This window comes from Mesorhizobium sp. (assembly GCF_004962925.1).
GTDB lineage: Bacteria > Pseudomonadota > Alphaproteobacteria > Rhizobiales > Rhizobiaceae > Mesorhizobium.
Window position 1 is genome coordinate 16,394 of sequence record NZ_SUEO01000002.1, and the last position, 22,996, is coordinate 39,389.

The following is a 22,996-nucleotide window of genomic DNA, read 5'->3' on the forward strand; positions in this document are numbered from 1 at the left end:
TATGGAACCCCGCATCTCCATCATCACCATCGCCGTCGACGATCTCGAGCGCGCCACGCGCTTCTACGAGGCGATGGGCCTGACCCGCCATGCCGGGATCACCGACGGCGTCGCCTTCTTCCAGATGGGCGGCGTCATTCTCGGCCTGTTCCCGCGCGCAAGCGCCGAAGAGGATTCGGGCATCACCTTCGGCACGGCGCCGTCGGCGGTCTACCTCGCCTATAACACCCGCTCCGACACTGAAGTCGACGACGTGCTTGCGATGGCCGAGAAGGCCGGCGGTCGTATCGTCAAGCCGGCCGGCCGCGCCTTTTGGGGCGGCTGGTATGGCTATTTCGCCGACACGGAGGGGCATGTCTGGGAAGTGGCGCACAATCCGGCTTTTCCGATTGCGGAAGACGGCAGCATCTCGCTGCCGGGCTGATCCCACTGCCAGATGGCATATCGCAAGCAACTGACGCGACTGAAGGCTCCCTATCTCAAGCGCATCCTGATCGAACCAGCGCGGGTCGCAGACTGGGAAAAATATCCCTGGAATCTGCCGATCTTCCGCAGCCATGATTTCGAGCTCGAATTCACCACGCCGATCACCATCATCGTCGGTGAGAACGGCACCGGAAAGTCGACGCTGCTCGAGGCGATCGGCGCTCTGGCCGGATACGATGAGGCCGGCGGCGGCAAGGGCTACATGCCCATCGACCACTCCCGCGCCATCGACAAGAGCGGCGCGGCACTGGCGGGAACGCTGCGCGGCCACTGGCTGCCGAAGGTTACCGCCGGCTGGTTCTTTCGCGCCGAATCCTTTTACTCGGTGGCCCGTTACCTCGACCGAGCCGCGCTGGATGCGGGTGAAGCACCGCCTGATTTCCTGTCCTGGTCGCATGGTGAGGGCTTTATCCGCTTCTTCGAGGAGCGCTGCCGCCGGCAAGGCATCTACATCCTCGACGAGCCCGAAAGCGCCTTGTCGCCGACGCGCCAGATCGAGCTTCTCAGGATGCTGCGGCGGATGGACCAGTCCGGCACGGCGCAAGTGATCATGGCGACGCATTCGCCGCTGCTGATGGCCTGTCCCGGCGCGCGGCTGTTCCGCATCAGCCGGTTCGGCCTCGACCCGACCGATTTCCATGATACCGATCATTTCCGCATGATGCGCGACTTCTGCACCGATCCGCAGGCGTTCATGGAGGAAGCGCTGAGGGAGGACGGTGAGTGACGATGCAAGACGATCTTGGTTGGGCCAATCTTAACTGGGAAGTCGAGCAGGCTTGCCGCGAGGCGTGGCCAGCGGCCGTCGAGACGGTCGTCGACGGCTGGCTTTTCAGGCAATCGGGCGGAAGGATCCGGCGCCCGAATTCCGTTAACCCGTTGCGCGGCAAACGTGGCGCGCCGGAGGCGGTGCTTGATGCCGCCGAGGCTTTCTACACTAGCCACGGCCAGACGCCGCTGTTTCGGGTTCCCGAAATCGCCGCCGACATGGAGACAGCGCTCGACAACCGCGGCTATCAGACGGAAGGCGGAACGATCCATCTCCATGCCGGAATCGACGAATTGGCGGAAGTCCGCGACGAGCAAGTCACGGTTTCGCCGACGCCAAGTGAGGGCTGGCTTGCAGCGCGGTTCCGCATGGGTGCCTATGACGACGCGGATCGCCGTATCTTTCGAGACATGACTGGACTGATCGTCGGCGACAAGGCGTTCGTGTCGTGCGTACGCGACAACGAAATTGCTGCCGTGGCTTATGGTGTCGTCCGTCACGGACTGCTTGTTGTGGAATCGGTTGAAACGGACGGCAGGTTCAGGCAGCAAGGGCTCGGCCGCAGGACGGTCGGCGGCCTGATCGACTGGGCACGACGGGCGGGTGCATCGGCAGCATGCCTGCAAGTGGTTGCCGACAACACGCCTGCCCGTGCTCTTTATGCCTCGCTTGGCTTCAGGCGTGAACTCTACCGATATCACTACCGCAGGAAGGCGATTGCCGCATGAACCACGACGCCTACGACAATGCCTATATCGCCGGCATCCTCAATTCGGTGAAGACCATCGCCATGGTCGGCGCGTCTGCCAATGACGTGCGGCCGAGCTATTTCGTGCTGAAATATCTGCTCGCCAAAGGGTTTTCGGTGTTCCCGATCAACCCGGGACAGGCCGGCAAGGAAATCCTCGGCCGAACAGTCTATGCCAGGCTCGCCGATCTCCCCGAGCCCGTCGACATGGTCGACATCTTTCGCGCTTCCGCGGCGGTGCCGGGCGTCATCGACGAGGGCCTGCGGCTCGATCCGTTGCCGAAAGTCGTCTGGATGCAGCTCGGCGTGCGCCACGACGAGGCGGCTGCGCGCGCCGAGGCCGCCGGCATCAAGGTGGTGATGAACCGCTGCCCCAAGATCGAGTATGGCAAGCTGTCGGGCGAAATCGGCTGGACCGGCGTCAACTCCGGCGTGCTGTCGTCGAAGAAGCCGCTGATGCGGCCGGGATTCCAGAGCTTCGGCGTTCGCCAGAAGTAGACCATGATCCCGAAAAGTGGAAACCGGTTTTCGCTGGAGATCATGGTCAAACAAGAAAGATAGAGCCCCATCCCGATCCTATCGGGGTGGATCAGGCTCAAGACGGAAAGTTATTCCGGTAATCGGAACATTTTCTCGCGCCTCGATCACAGAACGTGCATCGAAGGGCATTTTCTTCTTTGCATTCGTGACCGGGCTTCGCCAAGAATGCCCGGCGATTTTCAGAAGGTTCAAAGGGAGGTATTCGATGACCCGCACGCCCGGTTTCAACACGCTCGCCGTCCATGCCGGCGCCAAGCCCGACCCGGCGACCGGCGCGCGTGCCACGCCGATCTACCAGACGACCTCCTTTGTCTTCGATGATGCCGATCACGCCGCCTCGCTGTTCGGGCTAAAGGCCTTCGGCAACATCTATACCCGCATCATGAACCCGACGCAGGCGGTGCTGGAAGAGCGTATCGCGGCGCTCGAAGGCGGCACGGCAGGGCTGGCGGTGGCGTCGGGTCATGCCGCGCAGGTGCTTGTCTTCCACAATCTGATGCAGCCCGGCGACAATTTCGTCGCTGCGACAAGGCTTTACGGCGGCTCGATCAACCAGTTCGGCCACGCCTTCAAGAATTTCGGCTGGCAGGTGCGCTGGGCCGACACCAACGACATCTCGACCTTCGAAAGCCAGATCGACGAAAAAACCAAGGCGATCTTCATCGAGAGCCTGGCTAATCCGGGCGGCGTCTTCGTCGACATCGAGAAGATCGGCGACATCGCCCGCAAACACGGCCTGCCGCTGATAGTCGACAACACGCTGGCCTCGCCCTATCTGGTCCGGCCGATCGAGCATGGCGCCGACATCGTCGTGCATTCGCTGACCAAGTTCATCGGCGGCCACGGTAATTCGATCGGCGGCGCCATTGTCGACGGCGGCACCTTCGACTGGTCGAAATCAGGCAAGTATCCGATGCTGTCGGAGCCGCGCCCCGAATATGGCGGCCTCGTCCTGCACGAAACCTTCGGCAATTTCGCTTTCGCCATTGCCGCGCGCGTGCTTGGCCTGCGCGACATGGGCCCGGCGATCTCACCCTTCAATGCGTTCCTGATCCTGACCGGACTGGAAACCTTGCCGCTCAGAATGCAGCGCCATTGCGACAATGCAGTCACTGTCGCCGCGTGGCTGTCCAACCACCCGAAGGTCGCCTGGGTGTCCTATCCCGGCCTGCCCAGCGACAAGAACAACGCGCTGCAGAAGAAGTACTCGCCGCTTGGCGCTGGTGCGGTGTTCACCTTCGGCCTGAAGGGCGGCTATGCGGCGGGCATCAAATTCGTGGAGGCGCTCGAACTGTTTTCGCACCTCGCCAATGTCGGCGACACCAAGTCGCTGGTCATCCACCCGGCATCGACCACGCATCGGCAATTGTCGGACGAGCAGAAAGTTACGGCGGGCGCTGGGCCGGATACGGTCAGGCTCTCGGTCGGCATCGAGGATGTCAACGACATCGTCGCCGATCTGGAACAGGCTCTCGCCAAGGTTTGATCCCTGCTGGAAGGAGCTCCCATGACCGCGCCGAAATTTCTCTCCGTCAAAGTCGAAAGTGTCGAGCCGGAACTTGGCGCACCGGCACCGGATCGTCTGATCTCAGGCGATCCGAAGTTCCGCACCTGGAATGTCGAGGAGCGCGACGGCGGGCTCTATGCCGGCATCTGGGAGGCGACGCCGGGCAAATGGCGCATCGAGTATGACGAGTGGGAGTTCTGCCACATCCTGTCGGGCGTTTCAGTGATCGCCGAGGAGGGCGGCGAGGCGCGCACCGTCAGAGCTGGCGACAGTTTCGTGCTCAGGCCGGGCTTTAGGGGAAGCTGGGAAGTGCTTGAAACGACTCGCAAGGAGTATGTGATCAAGCTTTGATCATCGTCCAGTGTGCACGGCGAGCGCTTCCAGCCCGTGGAAATGATAGGTGCCGCGGAAGCGCGGCTGTCCGGCGAAATGCAGCCGCGGCAGGCGCTCGAACAGGATTTTCAGCGACACCTGCAATTCGAGCCGGGCAAGCGGCGCGCCGATGCAGAAATGAATGCCGGCGCCGAACGAGACGTTCTTCTGGTCCGCACGATCCGGCCTGAAGGCGAGGGGTTCGGCAAAGACCGCCGGGTCGTGATTGGCCATGCCGAGCAGCAGGCCGATCGTCTCGCCCGGCCGCACAAGAATGCCCGGAGCGACCTCGATCTCTTCATAGGCATAACGCGTGAACATGTGCAGCGGCGCATCGAAGCGCAGGCATTCCTCGACGGTCGCGGCGGTCGCTTCCGTAGAAATGAAGAAGCGGCGCGGGTCGCCGCCTTGCGCGAGGATCGAGCGCACCGCATTGCCGGTCTGGTGAACGGTCGCCTCGTGGCCGGCGTTGAGCAGCAGGATGGCCGAGGAGACCAGTTCTTCCTCCGAGAGTTTTTGGCCATCGTCTTGCGCCGAGATCAGCAGCGACAACAGATCGTCGCCGGGGTTCTTCCGCCGTTCCGCGACATAGCCGCGCAGGAAGTCGGAAAAATCGCGCGCGGCACGATTGGCCGTCTCTTCCGTTTCGCGTGTGCGGCCATGCATGTACATGGCGACCATCTGATGCGACCAGTCGAGCAGTTGCGGCCCCATCTCGACCGGCACGCCGAGCATCTCGGCAATGATGGTGATCGGCAAAGGCGACGCGAAAGCCGGCAGCAGATCGACTTGGTCCCGTTCGAAACGGTCGATCAGCTCGTTGGCGAGCGCCTCGACGCGCGGCCGAAGCCGCTCGACCTGGCGCGAGACGAAGGCGCGGTTGACCAGCGTTCTGAGCCTGGTGTGAACAGGTGGTTCCAACTCCAGCATCGAATTGGCCTCGATGCCGTCGAAGGCGCTGAGATGCGTGCGGTCCTGGCCAATGCCGCTTCTGTCGGGGATGCCGGCCGGGTTCTGGCGACCGAAGCGGCGGTCGCGCAGCAGCCGGTTGACGTCGTCGAAGCCGCCGAAGCACCAAAAGCCAAACTCCTCCCAGAAGAAGGCGTTCGATGCGCCATGCATGAAGGCATAGGCCTCGTATGGGTTCTGGAAAAAAGCCGGCTCGTGCGGGTCCATCCGCACACGGCGGGTGGCTGGATCGAAGGCAAGGTAGGGAGGCGGCGTCAGGTCGGTCATACCAGACCATTAGCGCATGACCCCGAAAACCGGAATCGGTTTTCGGAAAGGATCATGCGCAGATTCAAAGTCTTGGAGCGTCCTTTGCGCGTCGAACGACGCGCGGCGCTCCAAGGCTTGCCAGCTTGATGCCAGACCGTATGTTGGGCGCCCGATAGTCCGATGCATGTCGCCCAAAAGTGTGAAGCGGTTTTGGGCGACATGCACAAAAGCGCGTTGAGCCAGCCGACACGGCTGCGGAAAGACTGACTTGATGAATGTGATCGTGGTCGGCGCAGGCATTGCAGGGCTTTCGACGGCGTGGTCGCTGGTCAAGGCCGGGCATCGGGTCACGATCGTCGAGCAGGGACCGATTCCCAATCCGCTTGCCGCTTCGGGCGATCATCACCGCATCATCCGCCGCGCTTATGGTGCAGCGGCGGGCTATGGCCGGCTGATCACCGAAGCCTATGAGGCCTGGGACGAGATGTGGGCCGATCTTGGCGAAAACCATCTCGATCCGCGCGGCTTCATCTGCATTTCGCGCGACGAGGGTGATGACGCCGAGCAGATGCGCGACGGGCTGGCGGCCGGCGATTTTCCCTTCGAGATGATCGAGCCGGGCGAGGCCGTTGCGCGCTGGCCGTTCCTCGAGAGCGGAAGTTTTCGCTACGTTTTCTTCTCGCCGGAGGGCGGCGCACTGCATTGCCGCAAGATCGCGGCGGGACTCGCCAATTGGCTGCGGGCCAACGGCGCCAACGTCTACGAAAACAGCAAGGTGACGAAGATCGACGCCGAGGCCGGTCACATCGTGCTTGAGAGCGGCGAGACGATGCAGGCCGACCGCATCGTCGTCACATCAGGCGCCTGGGTGCTGAAGCTGTTTCCGGAACTGGATGGCGAACTGAAGACCTGGCGCAACGCGCTCGCCTATGTCGAGCCGCCGGCGGACCTGAAAGCGGCATGGCAGGCAGCCCCGATCATCCTCGATGTCGGCGGCGCTGTCGACGGCTACGTGATCCCGCCCTCAGGCGGCGCCGGCATGAAATTCGGCTCCGGCCTGCACAAGGTGCCGACCAGCGACGCCGACTGGAACCGCCAGCCGGTGTCGGGCGAGGGCGAGGCGATCCGCAACCTGTTTTCGCCGCCGATCGCCCGCATCGAGGAGTATGGGGTGACCGAAGTCGTCACCTGCGCCTACACATTCACCGCCGACGAAAAATTCCTGGCGCATGAGAAGGGCAGATGCCTTGTTGTCTCGGCCTGTTCCGGCCATGGCTACAAATTCGGCGCGGCGGTCGGCAGGCGTGCCGCGGCGGCCGTCGGCGACGGCGATATCGCGGGCTTGAGGACATGGCTAAGGGCGGAGGGTGGCCTGAGCTAGTACCTGCAATGCTTTGGGATATGCACCCGCCGCCAACTGGTCGAGCCTGCCTGCACCATCATGCGGCGCGCCACCCTCTGGTATGATGGCGCGATCTCAGCGATGCGCCGTCGCTCCGGTCGCACCAGCACTTCACGGGCAACGCTCTCATATTCGGCTGGGAGGACAACCCGTCGTGTGCGCTCGGGTTCAACGACGACTGTTTCGGCGACACGCGCGTAGCGGGCCTTGCGCCAGACCTTGCACAGCACCTTACGGCCGTGGATGATGCGCCATTCCCACGCATAGCCGCCATCATCGATCTTGACCGTGTGGTAGACGGTGTGGGTGATAGCTGGCACGACCTCGTATGTGACGCGGGGCGGTGCGATCTGCTCGACGCGCTCAACCGTGCCATAAATCGGCGGGTCGTAGTCGACCACCTGGCCGCCGGCGCTGACCAGCACGTTTTCATAGACGGTATCGTAGACGGCCGGCCTATTGACCTGCTCGTAGCATTCGACCGCGCGTCCGCCGGCAGCCGTTTCAGACAGCATGCCGAGAACGGCAACGCTGGCGATAGCCAAGGAAGCAGTTCTCCTGATCATGGCACTCCCCTGTTGAACCTTCAGCGCAAGCTCAACGTTGAAGTGTAGGGGAAGCCGTATCGCGGGAAAGCAGTTTCGAGATATTTCGTTAAGCGACGCGGTTAAGAAAGTGCTACGCGGCAACGCCGCCTCAAGAGCAGCAGCAAGGCTGCAGGCGCAGCTTCGGGCGAATCCTGTGCAGAAAGCTTGATTCGACTTAACCGGATGGCTAGGAGGGGCGGCCTTGCGCTAGGGTGAGCCGACATCCTATTTACAGGACAACGATCAAGAATCGATTCTGCCCGACTTGCTAATCTCCCGGCGCCGGAATCCCACCTTTGAAAAGGGATAGTCCATGAAGAACCCCATCGAAACCTACATGAACCTCGTTCCGATGGTGGTCGAACAGACCAATCGCGGCGAGCGGGCCTACGACATTTTCTCGCGGTTGCTGAAAGAGCGCATCATTTTCATCACCGGCCCGGTCGAGGACGGCATGGCGACGCTGGTCTGCGCGCAACTCCTGTTCCTCGAGGCGGAGAATCCGAAGAAGGAAATCAACCTCTACATCAATTCGCCTGGCGGCGTCGTCACGTCCGGCATGGCGATCTACGACACCATGCAGTTCATCAAGCCGGCGGTAGCGACGCTGTGCATCGGCCAGGCGGCCTCGATGGGCTCGCTGCTCTTGACCGCAGGCGAAAAGGGCATGCGCTTCGCCACGCCGAATGCCCGCATCATGGTCCACCAGCCTTCCGGTGGCTTCCAGGGCCAGGCTTCCGACATCGAGCGCCACGCCCAGGACATCATCAAGCTGAAGCGCCGTCTCAACGAGGTTTATGTCAAGCACACCGGCAAGAGCTACGACGAGATCGAGAAGACGCTCGACCGCGACCACTTCATGACCGCCGACGAGGCGAAGGATTTCGGCCTCATCGACAAGGTCATTTCGTCGCGCGAGCCGGCTGAGGTTGCCGCCGCATAAGCCTGGTGGCAGTTGGATGGCGGGAAAACACGCTTTTGATGCCGCTTGCGGCATTTCGGCCACAATTGGCTGTTCCCTCGACGGGAGCAATTGCCTACGTTAAGCCTATGTTGATTTTCGACGGCTTAGCTTTGTGCGGGGTTGGTGCGAATCATTGCGACGTTTTCTGATATGTGTTTCGTATGGAATGCGTTGCGGGAGCCGGGACACTGGCGGCGGCGATTTCCCGCGATAGTTTGAATATATGCGCCCTTTCAACCAGACCATCGGCGGGCGGCTATGAAAGGACATGAAAATGAGCAAGGTCGGCAGCAACGGCGGTGATTCCAAGAACACGCTTTATTGCTCGTTTTGCGGCAAAAGCCAGCACGAAGTGCGCAAGCTGATCGCCGGCCCGACGGTGTTCATCTGCGACGAATGCGTCGAGCTCTGCATGGACATCATCCGCGAGGAGAACAAGACCTCGATGGTGAAGTCGCGCGAGGGCGTGCCGACCCCGCAGGAGATCCTCAAGGTTCTCGACGACTACGTCATCGGTCAGCCCTACGCAAAGCGCGTGCTGTCGGTCGCCGTTCACAATCACTACAAGCGCCTCGCGCATGCCGGCAAGAACAACGACGTCGAGCTGGCGAAGTCCAACATTTTGCTGATCGGCCCGACTGGTTGCGGCAAGACGCTGCTTGCGCAGACGCTGGCCCGCATCATCGACGTTCCCTTCACCATGGCCGATGCGACGACGCTGACCGAGGCCGGTTATGTCGGCGAGGATGTCGAGAACATCATCCTGAAGCTCTTGCAGTCGGCCGACTACAATGTCGAGCGTGCCCAGCGCGGCATCGTCTACATCGACGAGATCGACAAGATCTCGCGCAAGTCGGACAATCCTTCGATCACCCGCGACGTGTCGGGCGAGGGCGTCCAGCAGGCGCTGTTGAAGATCATGGAAGGCACGGTCGCCTCCGTGCCGCCACAGGGCGGCAGGAAGCATCCGCAGCAGGAGTTCCTGCAGGTCGACACCGCCAACATCCTGTTCATCTGCGGCGGCGCCTTCGCCGGCCTGGACAAAATCATCTCGGATCGCGGCCGCAAGACCTCGATCGGCTTCGGCGCCACCGTCGCTTCGCCCGAGGATCGCCGCACCGGCGACGTTTTCCGCCTGGTCGAGCCTGAGGATCTGTTGAAGTTCGGCCTCATTCCCGAGTTCGTTGGCCGTCTGCCGGTCCTGGCGACGCTGGAGGACCTCGACGAGCCGGCTCTGATCCAGATCCTGACCGAGCCGAAGAACGCGCTGGTCAAGCAGTATCAGCGGCTGTTCGAAATGGAGAATGTCGACCTGACCTTCCATGAGAATGCGCTGTCGGCGATCGCCAAGCGCGCCATCGAACGCAAGACCGGCGCGCGCGGCCTGCGCTCGATCATGGAAGCGATCCTGCTCGATACGATGTTCGAGCTGCCGGCGCTGGAAGGCGTGCGCGAAGTGGTTATTTCGGAAGAGGTGGTGTCCGGCAACGCCAGGCCGCTCTACATCTATTCCGAGCAGAAGGAAAAGAAGGGCAACGTCAGCGCCTGACGTGAGCCGGCAATGGATTCTGTTTGAAACGGCGCCGTGTGGCGCCGTTTTTTGTTGCGGACGTGCCGCGTTGTGACGAACGGATGCGAGGATTGGATGAACGGCTGCGTGTTGACCCTTGATCTTTGCCCCCTGTGCCTCCAACTAACTGGAGAAGGCCGGGGTGCCGAATTCTGTGCTGTAAAACTCCCGTCACAAACGGTGGTAGGCGGAACGATCCTCGGTCGTTAATATGAGATTCGCGGTTGGCCGATTGGCAGCTGCGACATGAAAGGTTGGACAATGGCCAAAATATCCAAGGCTCCCAGCGACGGCGTCTTCGCAGTCCTCCCACTGCGCGACATCGTGGTGTTCCCGCACATGATCGTTCCGCTCTTTGTCGGGCGTGAAAAATCGATCAAGGCGCTGGAAGAGGTGATGGGTCAGGAAAAGCAGATCCTGCTTGCGACCCAGATGAATGCCGCCGATGACGATCCCGAGTCCGATGCGATCTTCGACATCGGCACGCTCGCCAATGTGCTGCAATTGCTGAAGCTGCCGGACGGCACCGTGAAGGTGCTGGTCGAAGGCGCCACGCGCGCGAAAATCGTTTCGTTCACCGATCGTCCCGACTTCCACGAGGCCCGTGCTTCGGCTCTGGTCGAGCCGGAGGAGGAAGAGGTCGAGGTCGAGGCGCTGGCCCGTTCCGTCGTCACCGACTTCGAGAACTACGTCAAGCTGAACAAGAAGATCTCGCCCGAAGTGGTGGGTGCCGCCAGCCAGATCGACGACTATTCCAAGCTCGCCGATACGGTTGCCTCGCATCTTGCCATCAAGATCCCCGAAAAGCAGGAGATGCTGGCCACGCTTTCGGTCAAGGAGCGGCTGGAAAAGGCGATGGGCTTCATGGAAGCCGAAATCTCCGTCCTGCAGGTCGAGAAGCGCATCCGTTCGCGCGTCAAGCGCCAGATGGAGAAGACGCAGCGCGAATACTACCTCAACGAGCAGATGAAGGCGATCCAGAAGGAGCTCGGCGAGGGTGAGGACGGTCGCGACGAGGCCGCCGAGATCGAGGCGCGCATCAAGAAGACCAAGCTCTCCAAGGAGGCCCGCGAAAAGGCGGAAGCCGAACTGAAGAAGCTGCGGACGATGTCGCCGATGTCGGCTGAATCGACCGTCGTACGCAACTATCTCGACTGGATCCTGTCGATACCGTGGGGCAAGAACTCCAAGGTCAAGCAGGATCTGGGCTTCGCGCAGAACGTGCTCGACACCGACCATTTCGGCCTCGACAAGGTCAAGGACCGCATCGTCGAATATCTCGCCGTGCAGAGCCGCCAAAAGAAGCTGAAGGGGCCGATCCTGTGCCTCGTCGGACCTCCCGGCGTTGGCAAGACCTCGCTCGGCAAGTCGATCGCCAAGGCGACCGGCCGCGAGTTCATCCGCATGGCGCTGGGCGGCGTGCGTGACGAGGCCGAAATCCGCGGTCACCGGCGGACCTATATCGGCTCGATGCCCGGCAAGGTCATCCAGTCGATGAAGAAGGCGAAGAAGTCCAACCCGCTCTTCCTGCTCGACGAGATCGACAAGATGGGTCAGGATTTCCGCGGCGATCCGTCATCGGCTTTGCTCGAGGTGCTCGATCCCGAGCAGAACTCGACGTTCATGGACCATTACCTCGAGGTCGAATACGACCTGTCGAGCGTGATGTTCGTGACGACGGCGAACACGTTGAACATCCCTGCGCCCTTGATGGACCGCATGGAGATCATCCGTATCGCCGGCTACACCGAGGACGAGAAGATTGAGATCGCCAAGCGCCACCTGATGCCGAAGGTGATCCGCGATCACGCGCTGCAGCCGAAGGAGTTCTCCGTCGGCGAGGACGCGATCCGCGGCATCATCCAGACCTACACCCGTGAAGCGGGCGTCAGGAGCCTGGAGCGCGAGCTGATGAAGCTCGGCCGCAAGGCGGTGACCGAGATCCTGAAGACGAAGAAGAAGACGGTCGACATCACGGCGGACAATCTCGCCGATTATCTTGGTGTCCCGCGCTTCCGCTTCGGTCAGGTCGAGGCCGACGATCAGGTCGGCGTCGTCACCGGGCTCGCCTGGACGGAAGTCGGCGGCGAGTTGCTGACGATCGAAGGCGTCATGATGCCCGGCAAGGGCCGCATGACGGTGACCGGCAATCTGCGCGACGTGATGAAGGAATCGATCTCGGCGGCGGCCTCCTACGTCCGCTCGCGGGCTATCGATTTCGGTGTCGAGCCGCCGCTGTTCGACAAGCGCGACATCCACGTCCACGTGCCCGAGGGTGCAACGCCCAAGGACGGACCGTCTGCGGGCGTGGCGATGGCGACGGCGATCGTCTCGGTGCTGACCGGTATCCCGGTCAAGGCCGATGTGGCGATGACCGGCGAGATCACGCTGCGCGGCAGGGTATTGCCGATCGGCGGGCTCAAGGAGAAGCTGCTTGCAGCACTTCGCGGCGGCATCAAGAAGGTGCTGATCCCGGAAGACAACGCCAAGGATCTGGCGGAGATTCCGGACAACGTGAAGAACGGGATGGAGATCATTCCGGTCGCGCGGGTCGGTGAAGTCTTGCGCCATGCTCTGGTGCGTATGCCGGAGCCGATCGAGTGGGTCGAGCCGGTCAATGCGCCGGCTGCGGTGGATGCCGGAGACGACGCCTCTAAGTCTCTCGCCCATTAGCACTTGCTAAAGTTGCAATGCACAAACAGAGAGCCGGGCCTTGAGCCCGGCTTTTTCATGTGAAAAACCCCGGAATTCCGGGGTTTTTTCGTTTTTTTTCACGCTTTTCGACTTGGTTGCGGAAGCGCTTCTTTCTAAAGTCCGTTTCCTGCCGGATGAGTCGTACGTTCCGGTTTTCTCATGGAAGGGAATTTTTATGAACAAGAACGAACTGGTGTCCGCTGTCGCCGATGCCGCGAGTATTTCGAAGGGTGACGCGCAGTCGGCGGTTGATGCGGTGTTTTCCGTAATCACCGGCGAACTGAAGAAGGGCGGCGATGTCCGGCTTGTCGGCTTCGGAAATTTCACCGTGTCAAAACGCGCCGCGTCGACCGGCCGCAACCCGCAGACCGGTGCGGAAGTGAAGATTCCGGCGCGCACCGTGCCGAAGTTTTCGGCCGGCAAGGGCCTCAAGGACGCAGTAAACTAAGCGCCTTCTTACCCTTTTCAGAGATCAGAAAAGCCGGGCATGCCCGGCTTTTCTTTTGCGTCCGCTTTCGGTCGGCTGAAGCATCGGACCAAGGGTGCGTACCGGTCGCCGCCGGACGAAAGCAGTCTTCCAGTGGGTTCCGGAGCCGGCAATGGGAATATCGTACCGACGCCTAATGCATGTCGCGCAAAAGTGCGCAGCCGTTTTGCGATAACGACATGCATAGAAACAAGGGTTTTAAGCGCGTCGCATGAATCCGCTCGAACGCGACGCGCTTTAGGGCAAACCCGGCCACCGATTGTCCTCTGCTCCACAGTCGTGTAACGCCGTTCCCTCCGGCACAAACAGGCGACCACATCTTGCAGAAGGTAGAAGAACTGATTGATTGGCTTGCCGACGACAAGGTCGGCCGGCTTTATGCCGCGGTGCTCGTCGTCGCTCTTTATTTCGCCTTCCAAACCGCGACGCTGCCGCTCCTTGGCCTTTGGGCAGGCAACGGCGTGAACATCGACGACGCCGAGCAACTGATCTATCTCCCGCATCTCGCCGCCGGGTATGGTGGTTCGCAGCCACCGCTCTACAACTGGATTGCCTGGACAATAAGCCAAGGGTTCGGGACGAGCATCGTCAGCCTCAAACTCGTCAGATATGTCCTGCTTTTCGTCGGCTTTGCCGCCACCCATGCTGCGATGCGCAAGCTTGGCTATAAGCAGGTCACCGCCGCCGCCGCTATGTTCGGACTGATGACGGTGCCGCTGCTATTTTGGGAAGCGCAACACAGCTTGACGCATTCGGTAGCCGCCTTCGCCTTTTGCGCGGTCACGCTGCTCGCCTTCGCCAATCTCGTCCAAGTCCGGACGCCGCTGGCCTATGCGGGCTTCGGCCTGGCGGCCGCATTGGCCACGCTCGCCAAGTTCAATGATGTTCTCATGCTGGGAGCGCTGCTCTCGGCGGCGATGACTGTGCGCGCCTATCGACCAGCGCTGGTTTCGCCATGGATACTGCTCAGCATGGCGGTCTTCGTGCTTGTTCTGACCCCGACGACAGTTTGGAGCTACTACCATTCGGACGCGATTTTCGCCCGTATATCCAAGTTTGGCATAGCCGATGATGACGACGGAATGATCGGTGTTCGCGGCGAGGGGTTGTTCAAAATCATATACGCCACCGCTTCATTCAGCATGGTGACTCTAGTCGTCTACGTCCTCGGCTTCGTTTGGAAACGGAGTTTCCCCCGAGGGCAGGACGCTTTCGATGCCCCGCGGGACAAGCTGCTTGAGCGTGCATTGCTGATAGGTCTTCTTGCTGTGCTGCTGCTGGTGGTGGCAAGCGGCAGCACATCTTTGCGCAACCGTTGGCTGCTGCCGGTTCTTTTCCTGCTGCCGCTCTATCTTGCAGCACGCATGGAAAGGCTGGGCGAGTTCGGCCGGGAAGTTCAGCGCTTCGTAATCGCCTTGGCTGTCGTTATAGCTCTGCTTGTGACACCGTTCACGTGGTATGCGCAACTGATGGGCGGGGAAGGCAAATCTCGCACCGCAAGACTGGACTTCCAAGAACTCTATCACGACCTGCGGGCCACCGGGCCGGTGCGCACGATCCTCGGCAGTTCCTCTTGGGTCGGAAATTTCCGTCTTGCTGAAAGCGACCTCGTGCTGCTCAATCCCGAAGTTCCGGAGCTGAAAGACCTGCTCCAGGACCCTGCGGTGTTGATGTGGCTGGACGAAGACCAGCCCGATCCAGCATTGATAGAGATCTTGCGGCGAGCAGACTACGAACTCAGCAGCCAAACCGGTACGCTGATCGGGAAGGAGCAGTTCGGATCCGCATCGGGCAGGCGCATCTATTTCGCCCGCCTGCACAAGCGCCCAAGATTGAACGCAGTCAGGGATTGCCGCTTGTACCCAAGCGCGAGGCCGCAGGTGTCGACGAGAGCAGGCGGCTCTATGCCGTCGGCGCATCGGCGCGCATCAGCCCTTCCTTCTTGAGGTCGGCCCAGAGTGCCGATGGCAGCTTCGCGTCGAGCAGCGAGCGGTTGCTTTCGACCTCGCTCGGCCGCTGGCCGCCGGGGATCACCGACACGACCGAAGGGTGCAGCAGCGGAAATTGCAGTGCCGCCTCGATCAGCCGCACGCCGTGGCGTTTGCAGACGTCCTCGATGCGCGTGACGCGGTCGAGAATGTCCTGCGGCGCCTCGGAATAATTGTAGTAGGCACCGGGCTTCGGTCCGGTTGCCAGGATCCCGGAATTATAGGGCGCGCCGAGAACGATGCCGATGCCGCGTTTCTGGCATAGCGGCAGGAAGGATTGCAGCGCTTCCTGCTCCAGCAGCGTATAACGCCCGGCAAGCAGGAAAAGGTCGAAGTCGCCACGCTCGGCAAGTGTCTGGGCAACCGGCCATTCGTTGATGCCGCCGCCGAACGCCTTGATGACGCCCTGGTCGCGCAGAGCCAGCAGCCCGTAATAGCCCGAGCGCATGAACTCCTCGATGCGTTGGTCCGAGGCCTCCTTGCTGCCGTGGGTGAAGATGTCGACGTCATGCACGAAAAGGATGTCGATGCGGTCAATGCCGAGGCGTTCCAGCGAGGCCTCGAAGGAGCGCATCACGCCGTCATAGCTGTAGTCGTAGACCTCGCGGCGCGACGGCGTGTCGAAGAATTTGCCGATGCCGGTGCGCTGCTCCGGCGGGCAGGCGCGCATGATGCGTCCGACCTTGCTCGACAGCACATAGTCGTCGCGCTTTTTCGAACGCAGGAACGGATTGAGCCGCGTTTCCGACAGGCCGAGCCCGTAGAGCGGCGCGGTGTCGTAGTAGCGGCAGCCGACCTGCCATGCCGCCTCCAGCGTGGCATTGGCATCGTCGTCGGAGACGACGCGGTAGAGGTTGCCGAGCGGCGCCGTACCGAAGCCAAGTTCGGTGAACGTGATGCCGCCATTGCCGATGCGGTCGAAATGCCGTGTCTTCATGTCCTGCTATTTCCTCACCTACGCAATTGCCGTGACACTATCACGCCTGTGGCACTTCAAAAGTGCTTCGAGCTGTTGGACACCCATTCTCACGGTGATAGCATGAGCAAAAACAAGCTGTTCGGGGGAAATGTGGCCAAAACGTTCAGACAGGTTTTTGATGCTGGCAAGCTGGTAGGTCCGCCATGACGAATGCCGCCACAAATCTGTTCGGGATTGCGCTGGGCGAGCTTGGCAGCGTGCTGGCACGGATCGACGAAAGCCACGTCGACGCCGCCTGCGCCATGCTGGCCGGCGCGAACAAAATCGTCGTTTATGGCTGCGGCCGTGAGGCGCTGCAGGTCAAGGGCTTTGCCATGCGCCTCTACCATCTCGGCCTGCCTGTGTCGGTGGTCGGCGACATGACGACGCCGCCGCTGGGCGTGGACGATGTCTTTCTCGTCAGCTCCGGCCCGGGCGAGACCTCGACCGTTCTGACCTTGATGCAGGTCGCCCGCAAAGCCGGTGCGACCGTCCTGCTGCTGACCGCACAAGGCGAGAGCAGCGCCGCAAGACTTGCCGACTTCGCCTTGCTCGTCCCGGCTCAAACCATGGCCGACGACCAGAGACCGGAAAAGACATCCGTCCTGCCGATGGGTTCGTTGTTCGAAGGCGCGCTGTTCGTTCTGTTCGAGGTAATGGTGCTGAAGCTCATGGCAATCACCGGCACAACGTTCGAAGCGATGCGCGCCCGCCACACCAACATGGAGTAGGCACAATGCGCTACGAGCTGATGCTGCCGCACCAGATCCGCAAGGCGATCGCCGAGAACTGGCCGGTCGTGCTCCCGCTCGGCGTGCTCGAATACCATGGCGAGCACATGGCCGTCGGCATGGACACGCTGGCGGTCGTCAAGATGCTGGATCTGTTCGAAAAGGAAGCCGACATCGTCATCCTGCCGCCCTTCTACTATGGCGCGGCGAGCTACGCGGTGGCGCCGCCGGAGGGCAATGGCTCGGTTCACGTCGGCGGCAATGCGCTGGCGCCGTTCGGCGAAGAGCTATTCTACAGTCTGCTGCGCATCGGTTTTCGCAATATCCACGCCATCATCCACCACCAGACCGAGAACTTTGCCGCCGGCATGCCGACCGATCTCGCCTTCAAGACCGCCGGCCGCCAGGCGATCTTCCGCTTCCTCGAGAAGGAGCGCGGCGAGGGCTGGTGGGGTTCGGAGGCGATGGCCGGCTATTATGCCGAGCACGCCGAGGGCGCCAATTTCTTCAACTGGGTGCAGGTGCATCCGCTGATGCCGGCGGCGATGAACGGCCAATATCCGTTCGACCATGCCGGCATTGGCGAGACGTCGCTGATGCTGGCGCTGTGCCCGGAAGCGGTGGACGCCAGCCACTTCGCCGACAATACGGGATGGTACACGGCGACTGCTACCGACGCCTCGGTGGAACTGGGGCAAATGGGCGTTACGATGATTCTCGGCCATCTGCGCGCGATACTGGCGCGTTAGCCAGCGCGGCTCTGCCTTCTCCCACAGGGGGAGAAGGGAAGGCTGGCCTGCCTATTTCACCGCGCCCGCGGTCATGCCCATGATCAGATAGCGCTCCAGCGCGATGCCGATGACGGCAAGCGGCGTGATCGCGGCGGTGGCCAGCGCCGCCATCGACCACCAGTTGATGCCTTGCGAGCCGGTCTGGCTCGCCACCATGACCGGAATGGTCTTGGCATCGGTCGAGGTCAGCAGGGCGGCGAAGAAATACTCGTTCCAGCACAGCACCATCGCCAAGATGAAGGCGGCGACCATGCCCGGCAGCGCGATCGGCATGACGATGCGGAAGAAGGCGCCCCAGATCGACAGGCCGTCGACGAGGGCTGCTTCCTCCAGCTCGACAGGGATCGAGTTGAATTGGTCGCGCATGATCCAGATGACGATCGGCAGCACCATCAGCGTATAGAGCAGGATCAGCCCGATGCGCGTGTCGAGCATGCCGACTTCCCGGTACAGCACGAGAAAGGGCAAGGCGAGCACCACCGGCGGCAGGATCAGCTGCGACAGGAAGAAGAAGGAGATGTCCTCGTTCTTGAACCAGGCGAAGTGATAGCGGTAGCGGGTGAGGCCGTAGGCGGCGAGGCTGCCGATAACAATGGCGAGGCTCGACGCGCCGACCGAGGTGATCACCGAATTCATGAAGCGCTTGATGAACTCGTCGCGTACCGTCGACGTCCGGAAGATCGAATCCGGCGACAGGCCGAGCGAACGCCAGCCCTTCCAGTCCGGTCGGAAGTCGACGAAGGGGATGAGATGGCCCTGGGTGACGTCGACGGCCGTCTTGAAGGAGGTGGTTATCGTCCAATAGATCGGAAACAGGCAGATGAAGGCCCAGAACACCAGCGCGCCATAGATGAAGACGCGGTTGGCGAAAAAGCTCGCCGGCGAGCGGATTTCGGAAGCGGCATACTCAGTGGTCTGAACGCTCATGTTGCCGCCTCAATCAATTGACGTTGCGCACGAAGCGGTTGGCGAATTTCAACAGCCACGTCACGAACACGATGATGATGATGAGGTAGGCCATTGCCAGCATGGTGCCGTAGCCGACATTCGAGCGGTCGCGATACTCGCGATAGATGAAGCTTGAGACGGAATCGGTTGCACCACCCGGGCCGCCCGAGGTGACGGTGATGATGATGTCGGCAAGCTTCAGCTTGAAGATGATGCGCAGGATGATCGCCGTCACCGACACCGGCAGCATCAGCGGGAAGGTGACCTGCCAGAAGGTCTGCCAGGCATTGGCACCGTCTACCCTGGCCGCCTCTAACACCTCCCGTGACATCGCCTGAAGGCCGGCGAGCAGCATGATCATCATGAACGGGATGAACGTCCAGGCATCCAGAACCATGATCGAGATGCGGGCGGTAATCGGGTTGGAGAAGAAGGCCGGGTTTTCCCAGCCGAGCTGGCGCGCCAGCGTTGCGGCTGGCCCGAACCGGTATTCCATCAGCGATTTGCCAATCATCCACGATACCGCGACCGGCGACAGCATCAACGGCATGAGGAAGACGACGCGGAAGAATTTGCGAGCCCTGATCTGCGCATTGAGGAGCAGGGCGAGGCCAAAGGCGATGACATATTCGACCAGCACCGCGAGCACGTAGAGCACCATGTTGAATAGCGCGTTGCGGTAGTAGGGGTCGGCCAGCATCTGCCAGAAATTGTCGAGCCCGTTGAACTTCCGGCCGGAGAAGGAACTGAGGTTCCAGTCCGTCAGCGCGATGTAGAAGCCGAACAGTGTCGGGAAGATCACCATGGCGATGGTGAACAGCAGCGCCGGCAGCAGGAACAGCGCGCGCTGGCCGTCTTCGCCGCGTGTCAGCACCTGGCCGATACCGAGCGCAACGCCCCACAGCACATAGGCATAGACGACCGGCCGCCAGGTCTCGAACCCGATGGTGTCGACCTCTGTCTTGTACAGGATCTGAACTGCGATCACTGCCAGAAGGCCGAGCGTCGCAGCGGCCATCAAGGTTCGGCCGAGCCGCTTGCGGCCCGGCGATATCAGATCGGATGGAGCGGCGTTTGCCGGCCACGCATTCGTGGGCAAGGTCTGGTCAGCCACGCGTCTCGTCCGTTCAATGAAAGCTTTATGACCGGCTGGCCGGCCAAGGTGCGGTCCGGCGGCTTCGCGCCGCCGGACCACGGTTCACCACAGTCTCAGCCTACATGCCGAGCGAGGCTTTGTAGAGCTTGACTTGATTTTCGCGGCCGATCTGGTCGGTCAGCTTCTCCCAAGCGGCTGCGATGGCGTCGGCGCCTTCCTGCGCCTTCATCTTGCCAGCGAATGTGTTGGCAAGGATGTCCTCGGCGGCGCTGTAATATTGGAAGATGCCGGGGATGCGCGGTTCGATCGCGGCGTTCGGATGGTTGTAGCTGTCGGCTTCCGACTTGAGATACGAGGTGATGAACGCCTCGTCGTAACCGGCCGCCACCCATTCCGGAATGTCGAAATGCGAGTTGCGGTAGGGCTGGAAGCCGGACGGATATGCCGCGCACCAGAGCGACAGGTCCTTGCCGCCGAGATGGGCCGCGGCAGACCAGGCCGCCTTCTTCTTCTTTTCGTCGCTATCGACGCGGGCCATGACATAGACACCCCAGCCGAGATAGGCGCAGTTCGGCGCATAGTTCGGGCCGCTGGCAAGCTTGTCCCACTGGCCGGTCTTGGAATTGTAGACGTCGTCCGAGCCCGGCAGGATCGAGAAGCCGGTGATATCGCCGACGACCGACGAGTCGTTGGTCTTGACGTTGGAGCCGACGTCGCCCCACCAGGTGACCATCGAACCGGTGCCGGCCAGGAACTGCTGGAAGGCGGTGGTGTTGGGGTCGGCGTTGATCTGGTCGGCGGGCTCCGACGGAAGCGCGTCGATCACATCCTGGATTGCCCGCACCCAGGCCGGATTGTTGATGCGCGGCTTCATTGTGTCGGCGTCGAACAGCCAGGCCTTGTCGTCGGGATGCTTGGCATAGGCGCTGGCGCGGCTGCCGAGGAAATAGAAGCCGAAGCCGCCCCAGGCCTTGGGCGCGTCGAGATAGCCGAAGACGTCCTGGCCCTGGAACTGCTTGCCCTTGAGGAATTTGGTCACGGCCTGCACCTGCTGCCAGGTCTTCGGCACGCCCCATTCACCTTCGCCGCCGCCATCTTTCCACGCCTTGGCGAGGTCGGCATCGGCGAACACGTCGGTGCGGTAGTTGAAGTTATGCGCGTCGCCATCGACGGTCACGCGATACTGCTTGCCGTCCCAGGTGCCGACCGGCGGCTGCAGATAGGCCACGACGTCTTTCATGTCGATCTGGTCCTTGACCCAGTCCGGCATTTCAGAGGTCAGGCCCTTGCCGCAGACATCGCCTTCGAACGGCGCGCCCATCTCGATGATGTCGAAATCGACGGTGCCGGTGGCGATCGACTGCTGCAGGCGGGCATTGTAGTCCGCCTGCGCCAGGTCGATCCAGTTGATCTTGGCGCCGGTATAGGTCTCCCAAGGCTTCAGGAAGCCGCGAAACAGCACATTGTGCAGGTTCTGATTGTTGAGCCCCATGAAGGTGAGCTGGACGCCGGCGAATTCGCCTTCCTTGACGTTGGCCTTGGTCGCCTCCAGGCAAAGCTCGCCGACCTGCTGGAAGTCGGCATCGGTCGGCTGACCCTTGCCGACACCCGGGATTTGCAGGATCTGCGCGCGCAGCTCGCTGGCGGCGGAGGCCGGTCGCGTCAGCGCGCCAAGCCCGGCGCCGGATGCCGCTGCGATCGCGGCCATGCTGGCTGCGCCCTTGAGGACATCGCGGCGGGTTGCACCCGCGCGCATAAATTGGTTGTAAAGGCTGACTTTCATTTTCATTCCTCCCAGAATTTCAATGGTGATTGTTTCGGATGTTTGGAGCGCCGGACGTGTTCCCCAACAACAGCGACTCCTAGAAATAGCGGCCCAAGTTTCCTTCCCGCGACGCTTCGATTTCCGTGGTCCGGACTAGCGTGCCAGTGCGCTCGGAACAGGGTCATAACCCGAGCCCTTTCACTATTCTCACAACCAAGTGCCGTGTCAACGAGCATAGGGTTTTTTATCTATAAAAGACTGACTTGCCCTAGCCGTTTGCGTTGTTTAGCTTCACCGCAACGAAAGGGGGGCCCATGGCTCAAGTCGCGATCAGCAATGTGGCCAAGGCGTTCGGAACCGTCAAGGTCCTGCACGACGTCAGCGTCGACATCGCCGACGGGCAGTTCGTGGTGCTGGTCGGTCCTTCAGGATGCGGCAAGTCCACGCTGCTCAGGATGGTGGCTGGGCTGGAGACCGTTTCCGGCGGCACGATCGCCATCGGCGACCGCGTCGTCAACCATCTGCCGCCGGCCAAGCGCGACATCGCCATGGTGTTCCAGAATTACGCGCTCTATCCGCACAAGACGGTGGAGCAGAACATGGCCTTTGCGCTGAAGCTGCGGAAGACCGACCCGGCGGTGGTTGCCGAGCGGGTCAAGCGCGCCGCCGATATCCTCGACCTCAATCCCTACCTCAAGCGCTATCCGCGCCAACTCTCGGGCGGCCAGCGCCAGCGCGTCGCCATGGGCCGCGCCATCGTGCGCAACCCGCAGGTGTTCCTGTTCGACGAGCCGCTATCTAACCTCGACGCGAAGCTGCGGGTGCAGATGCGCACCGAGATCAAGGAACTGCACCAGCGGCTGAAGACCACCACCATCTACGTCACGCACGACCAGATCGAGGCCATGACCATGGCCGACAAGATCGTCGTAATGCGCGACGGCCGCATCGAGCAGGTCGGCGCGCCGCTGGAACTGTTCGACCGGCCGGCCAATCTGTTCGTCGCCGGCTTCATCGGCTCGCCTTCCATGAACCTGCTCAAGGGCGTGGTGCGCAAAGGCGACAAGCCCGTCGTCGAGATTGCTGGAACGCCATTCCCTATCGCCGCGAAGACTGCGGTGGAGGATGGCCGCAAGGTCGTCTACGGCGTGCGGCCCGAGCATCTCGAAATCCATCCCGACGGCGTGCCTGCGAAGATTTCCGTGGTCGAGCCGACCGGTTCTGAAACGCTGGTCTTCCTGCGCTTCGGCGAAGGCGAGATGGTGGCTCTGTTCCGCGAGCGTCACGACTTCAAGCCGGGCGACACGCTGCATCTGAAACCCCGGCTCGACCAGGTCCATCTCTTCGACGCAGAGACCGGCAACCGCCTCTGACT

At 61.7% G+C, this 22,996-nt stretch carries 21 protein-coding genes; 15 read left to right on the forward strand and 6 right to left on the reverse strand.

Annotation, left to right across the window (positions count from 1 at the left end):
* Nucleotide 1 precedes the first annotated feature (1 nt).
* From E5W87_RS00970 to E5W87_RS00995, 6 genes are all read left to right on the forward strand, one after another.
* On the forward strand, nt 2-424 hold the full coding sequence (locus E5W87_RS00970; RefSeq protein WP_292393092.1) for a VOC family protein: 423 nt from the start codon (nt 2-4) through the stop codon (nt 422-424).
* A 12-nt stretch (nt 425-436) separates the two neighbouring features.
* Nucleotides 437-1,213, forward strand: coding sequence for an AAA family ATPase (locus E5W87_RS00975; RefSeq protein ID WP_292393094.1), 777 nt, complete (start codon nt 437-439; stop codon nt 1,211-1,213).
* A gap of 2 nt (nt 1,214-1,215) precedes the next feature.
* A complete protein-coding gene (locus tag E5W87_RS00980; RefSeq protein ID WP_292393293.1) occupies nt 1,216-1,983 on the forward strand; it encodes a GNAT family N-acetyltransferase in 768 nt (255 codons plus the stop codon).
* A complete protein-coding gene (locus E5W87_RS00985; RefSeq protein WP_292393095.1) occupies nt 1,980-2,501 on the forward strand; it encodes a CoA-binding protein in 522 nt (173 codons plus the stop codon). The genes E5W87_RS00980 and E5W87_RS00985 overlap by 4 nt, the downstream gene beginning before the upstream one ends.
* A gap of 247 nt (nt 2,502-2,748) precedes the next feature.
* Nucleotides 2,749-4,029 carry an O-acetylhomoserine aminocarboxypropyltransferase gene (locus tag E5W87_RS00990; RefSeq protein WP_095485809.1) on the forward strand — a complete coding sequence of 427 codons (1,281 nt, stop codon included), beginning with the start codon at nt 2,749-2,751 and terminating at the stop codon, nt 4,027-4,029.
* A 21-nt stretch (nt 4,030-4,050) separates the two neighbouring features.
* Nucleotides 4,051-4,401 (forward strand): cupin domain-containing protein, encoded by a 351-nt coding sequence (locus E5W87_RS00995; protein WP_292393097.1) that lies wholly within the window; start codon nt 4,051-4,053, stop codon nt 4,399-4,401.
* Here E5W87_RS00995 and E5W87_RS01000 read toward each other — a convergent pair whose 3' ends face one another.
* Complete coding sequence (locus E5W87_RS01000; RefSeq protein WP_292393099.1) at nt 4,402-5,658, reverse strand: cytochrome P450; 1,257 nt, start codon at nt 5,656-5,658, stop codon at nt 4,402-4,404.
* A 253-nt stretch (nt 5,659-5,911) separates the two neighbouring features.
* On the opposite strand from E5W87_RS01000, the gene E5W87_RS01005 reads away from it, so the two are divergent.
* On the forward strand, nt 5,912-7,021 hold the full coding sequence (locus E5W87_RS01005; protein WP_292393295.1) for an FAD-binding oxidoreductase: 1,110 nt from the start codon (nt 5,912-5,914) through the stop codon (nt 7,019-7,021).
* Here E5W87_RS01005 and E5W87_RS01010 read toward each other — a convergent pair.
* Nucleotides 7,018-7,608: a hypothetical protein gene (locus tag E5W87_RS01010; protein WP_292393101.1), complete on the reverse strand. Its 591-nt coding sequence runs from the start codon at nt 7,606-7,608 to the stop codon at nt 7,018-7,020. The two genes, E5W87_RS01005 and E5W87_RS01010, sit on opposite strands and share 4 nt — an antisense overlap.
* A 334-nt stretch (nt 7,609-7,942) precedes the next feature.
* On the opposite strand from E5W87_RS01010, the gene clpP reads away from it, so the two are divergent.
* From clpP to E5W87_RS01035, 5 genes are all read left to right on the forward strand, one after another.
* Entirely contained in the window at nt 7,943-8,572 is a 630-nt protein-coding gene (gene clpP, locus E5W87_RS01015) for an ATP-dependent Clp endopeptidase proteolytic subunit ClpP (protein WP_292393103.1), read from the forward strand.
* Between the two features lie 295 nt (nt 8,573-8,867).
* Nucleotides 8,868-10,142, forward strand: coding sequence for an ATP-dependent Clp protease ATP-binding subunit ClpX (gene clpX / locus E5W87_RS01020; RefSeq protein WP_095485846.1), 1,275 nt, complete (start codon nt 8,868-8,870; stop codon nt 10,140-10,142).
* Between the two features lie 282 nt (nt 10,143-10,424).
* Complete coding sequence (lon, locus tag E5W87_RS01025) at nt 10,425-12,836, forward strand: endopeptidase La (protein ID WP_292393106.1); 2,412 nt, start codon at nt 10,425-10,427, stop codon at nt 12,834-12,836.
* Nucleotides 12,837-13,032: 196 nt separating this feature from the next.
* A complete protein-coding gene (locus E5W87_RS01030) occupies nt 13,033-13,305 on the forward strand; it encodes an HU family DNA-binding protein (RefSeq protein WP_006201846.1) in 273 nt (90 codons plus the stop codon).
* 359 nt (nt 13,306-13,664) lie between these two features.
* Nucleotides 13,665-15,290 (forward strand): glycosyltransferase family 39 protein, encoded by a 1,626-nt coding sequence (locus tag E5W87_RS01035; RefSeq protein WP_292393108.1) that lies wholly within the window; start codon nt 13,665-13,667, stop codon nt 15,288-15,290.
* On the opposite strand, the gene E5W87_RS01040 is transcribed toward E5W87_RS01035, so the two are convergent.
* Nucleotides 15,247-16,269 carry an aldo/keto reductase gene (locus tag E5W87_RS01040; protein WP_292393110.1) on the reverse strand — a complete coding sequence of 341 codons (1,023 nt, stop codon included), beginning with the start codon at nt 16,267-16,269 and terminating at the stop codon, nt 15,247-15,249. The genes E5W87_RS01035 and E5W87_RS01040 overlap by 44 nt on opposite strands.
* Before the next feature lie 185 nt (nt 16,270-16,454).
* Between E5W87_RS01040 and hxlB the strand changes: the two genes are divergently transcribed.
* Both hxlB and E5W87_RS01050 read left to right on the forward strand, forming a co-directional pair.
* Nucleotides 16,455-17,021 carry a 6-phospho-3-hexuloisomerase gene (hxlB, locus tag E5W87_RS01045; RefSeq protein WP_292393112.1) on the forward strand — a complete coding sequence of 189 codons (567 nt, stop codon included), beginning with the start codon at nt 16,455-16,457 and terminating at the stop codon, nt 17,019-17,021.
* Between the two features lie 5 nt (nt 17,022-17,026).
* Nucleotides 17,027-17,770: a creatininase family protein gene (locus tag E5W87_RS01050; protein ID WP_292393114.1), complete on the forward strand. Its 744-nt coding sequence runs from the start codon at nt 17,027-17,029 to the stop codon at nt 17,768-17,770.
* A gap of 51 nt (nt 17,771-17,821) precedes the next feature.
* Here the strand turns inward: E5W87_RS01050 and E5W87_RS01055 are convergent, their stop codons facing one another.
* From E5W87_RS01055 to E5W87_RS01065, 3 genes are all read right to left on the reverse strand, one after another.
* Nucleotides 17,822-18,739 carry a carbohydrate ABC transporter permease gene (locus E5W87_RS01055; RefSeq protein WP_029353494.1) on the reverse strand — a complete coding sequence of 306 codons (918 nt, stop codon included), beginning with the start codon at nt 18,737-18,739 and terminating at the stop codon, nt 17,822-17,824.
* A 13-nt stretch (nt 18,740-18,752) separates the two neighbouring features.
* Complete coding sequence (locus tag E5W87_RS01060) at nt 18,753-19,874, reverse strand: carbohydrate ABC transporter permease (protein WP_292393116.1); 1,122 nt, start codon at nt 19,872-19,874, stop codon at nt 18,753-18,755.
* Nucleotides 19,875-19,974: 100 nt separating this feature from the next.
* Nucleotides 19,975-21,639, reverse strand: coding sequence for a sugar ABC transporter substrate-binding protein (locus tag E5W87_RS01065; protein WP_292393119.1), 1,665 nt, complete (start codon nt 21,637-21,639; stop codon nt 19,975-19,977).
* Nucleotides 21,640-21,935: 296 nt separating this feature from the next.
* Between E5W87_RS01065 and E5W87_RS01070 the strand changes: the two genes are divergently transcribed.
* Entirely contained in the window at nt 21,936-22,994 is a 1,059-nt protein-coding gene (locus E5W87_RS01070; RefSeq protein WP_292393121.1) for an ABC transporter ATP-binding protein, read from the forward strand.
* The last annotated feature ends 2 nt before the right edge of the window (nt 22,995-22,996 follow it).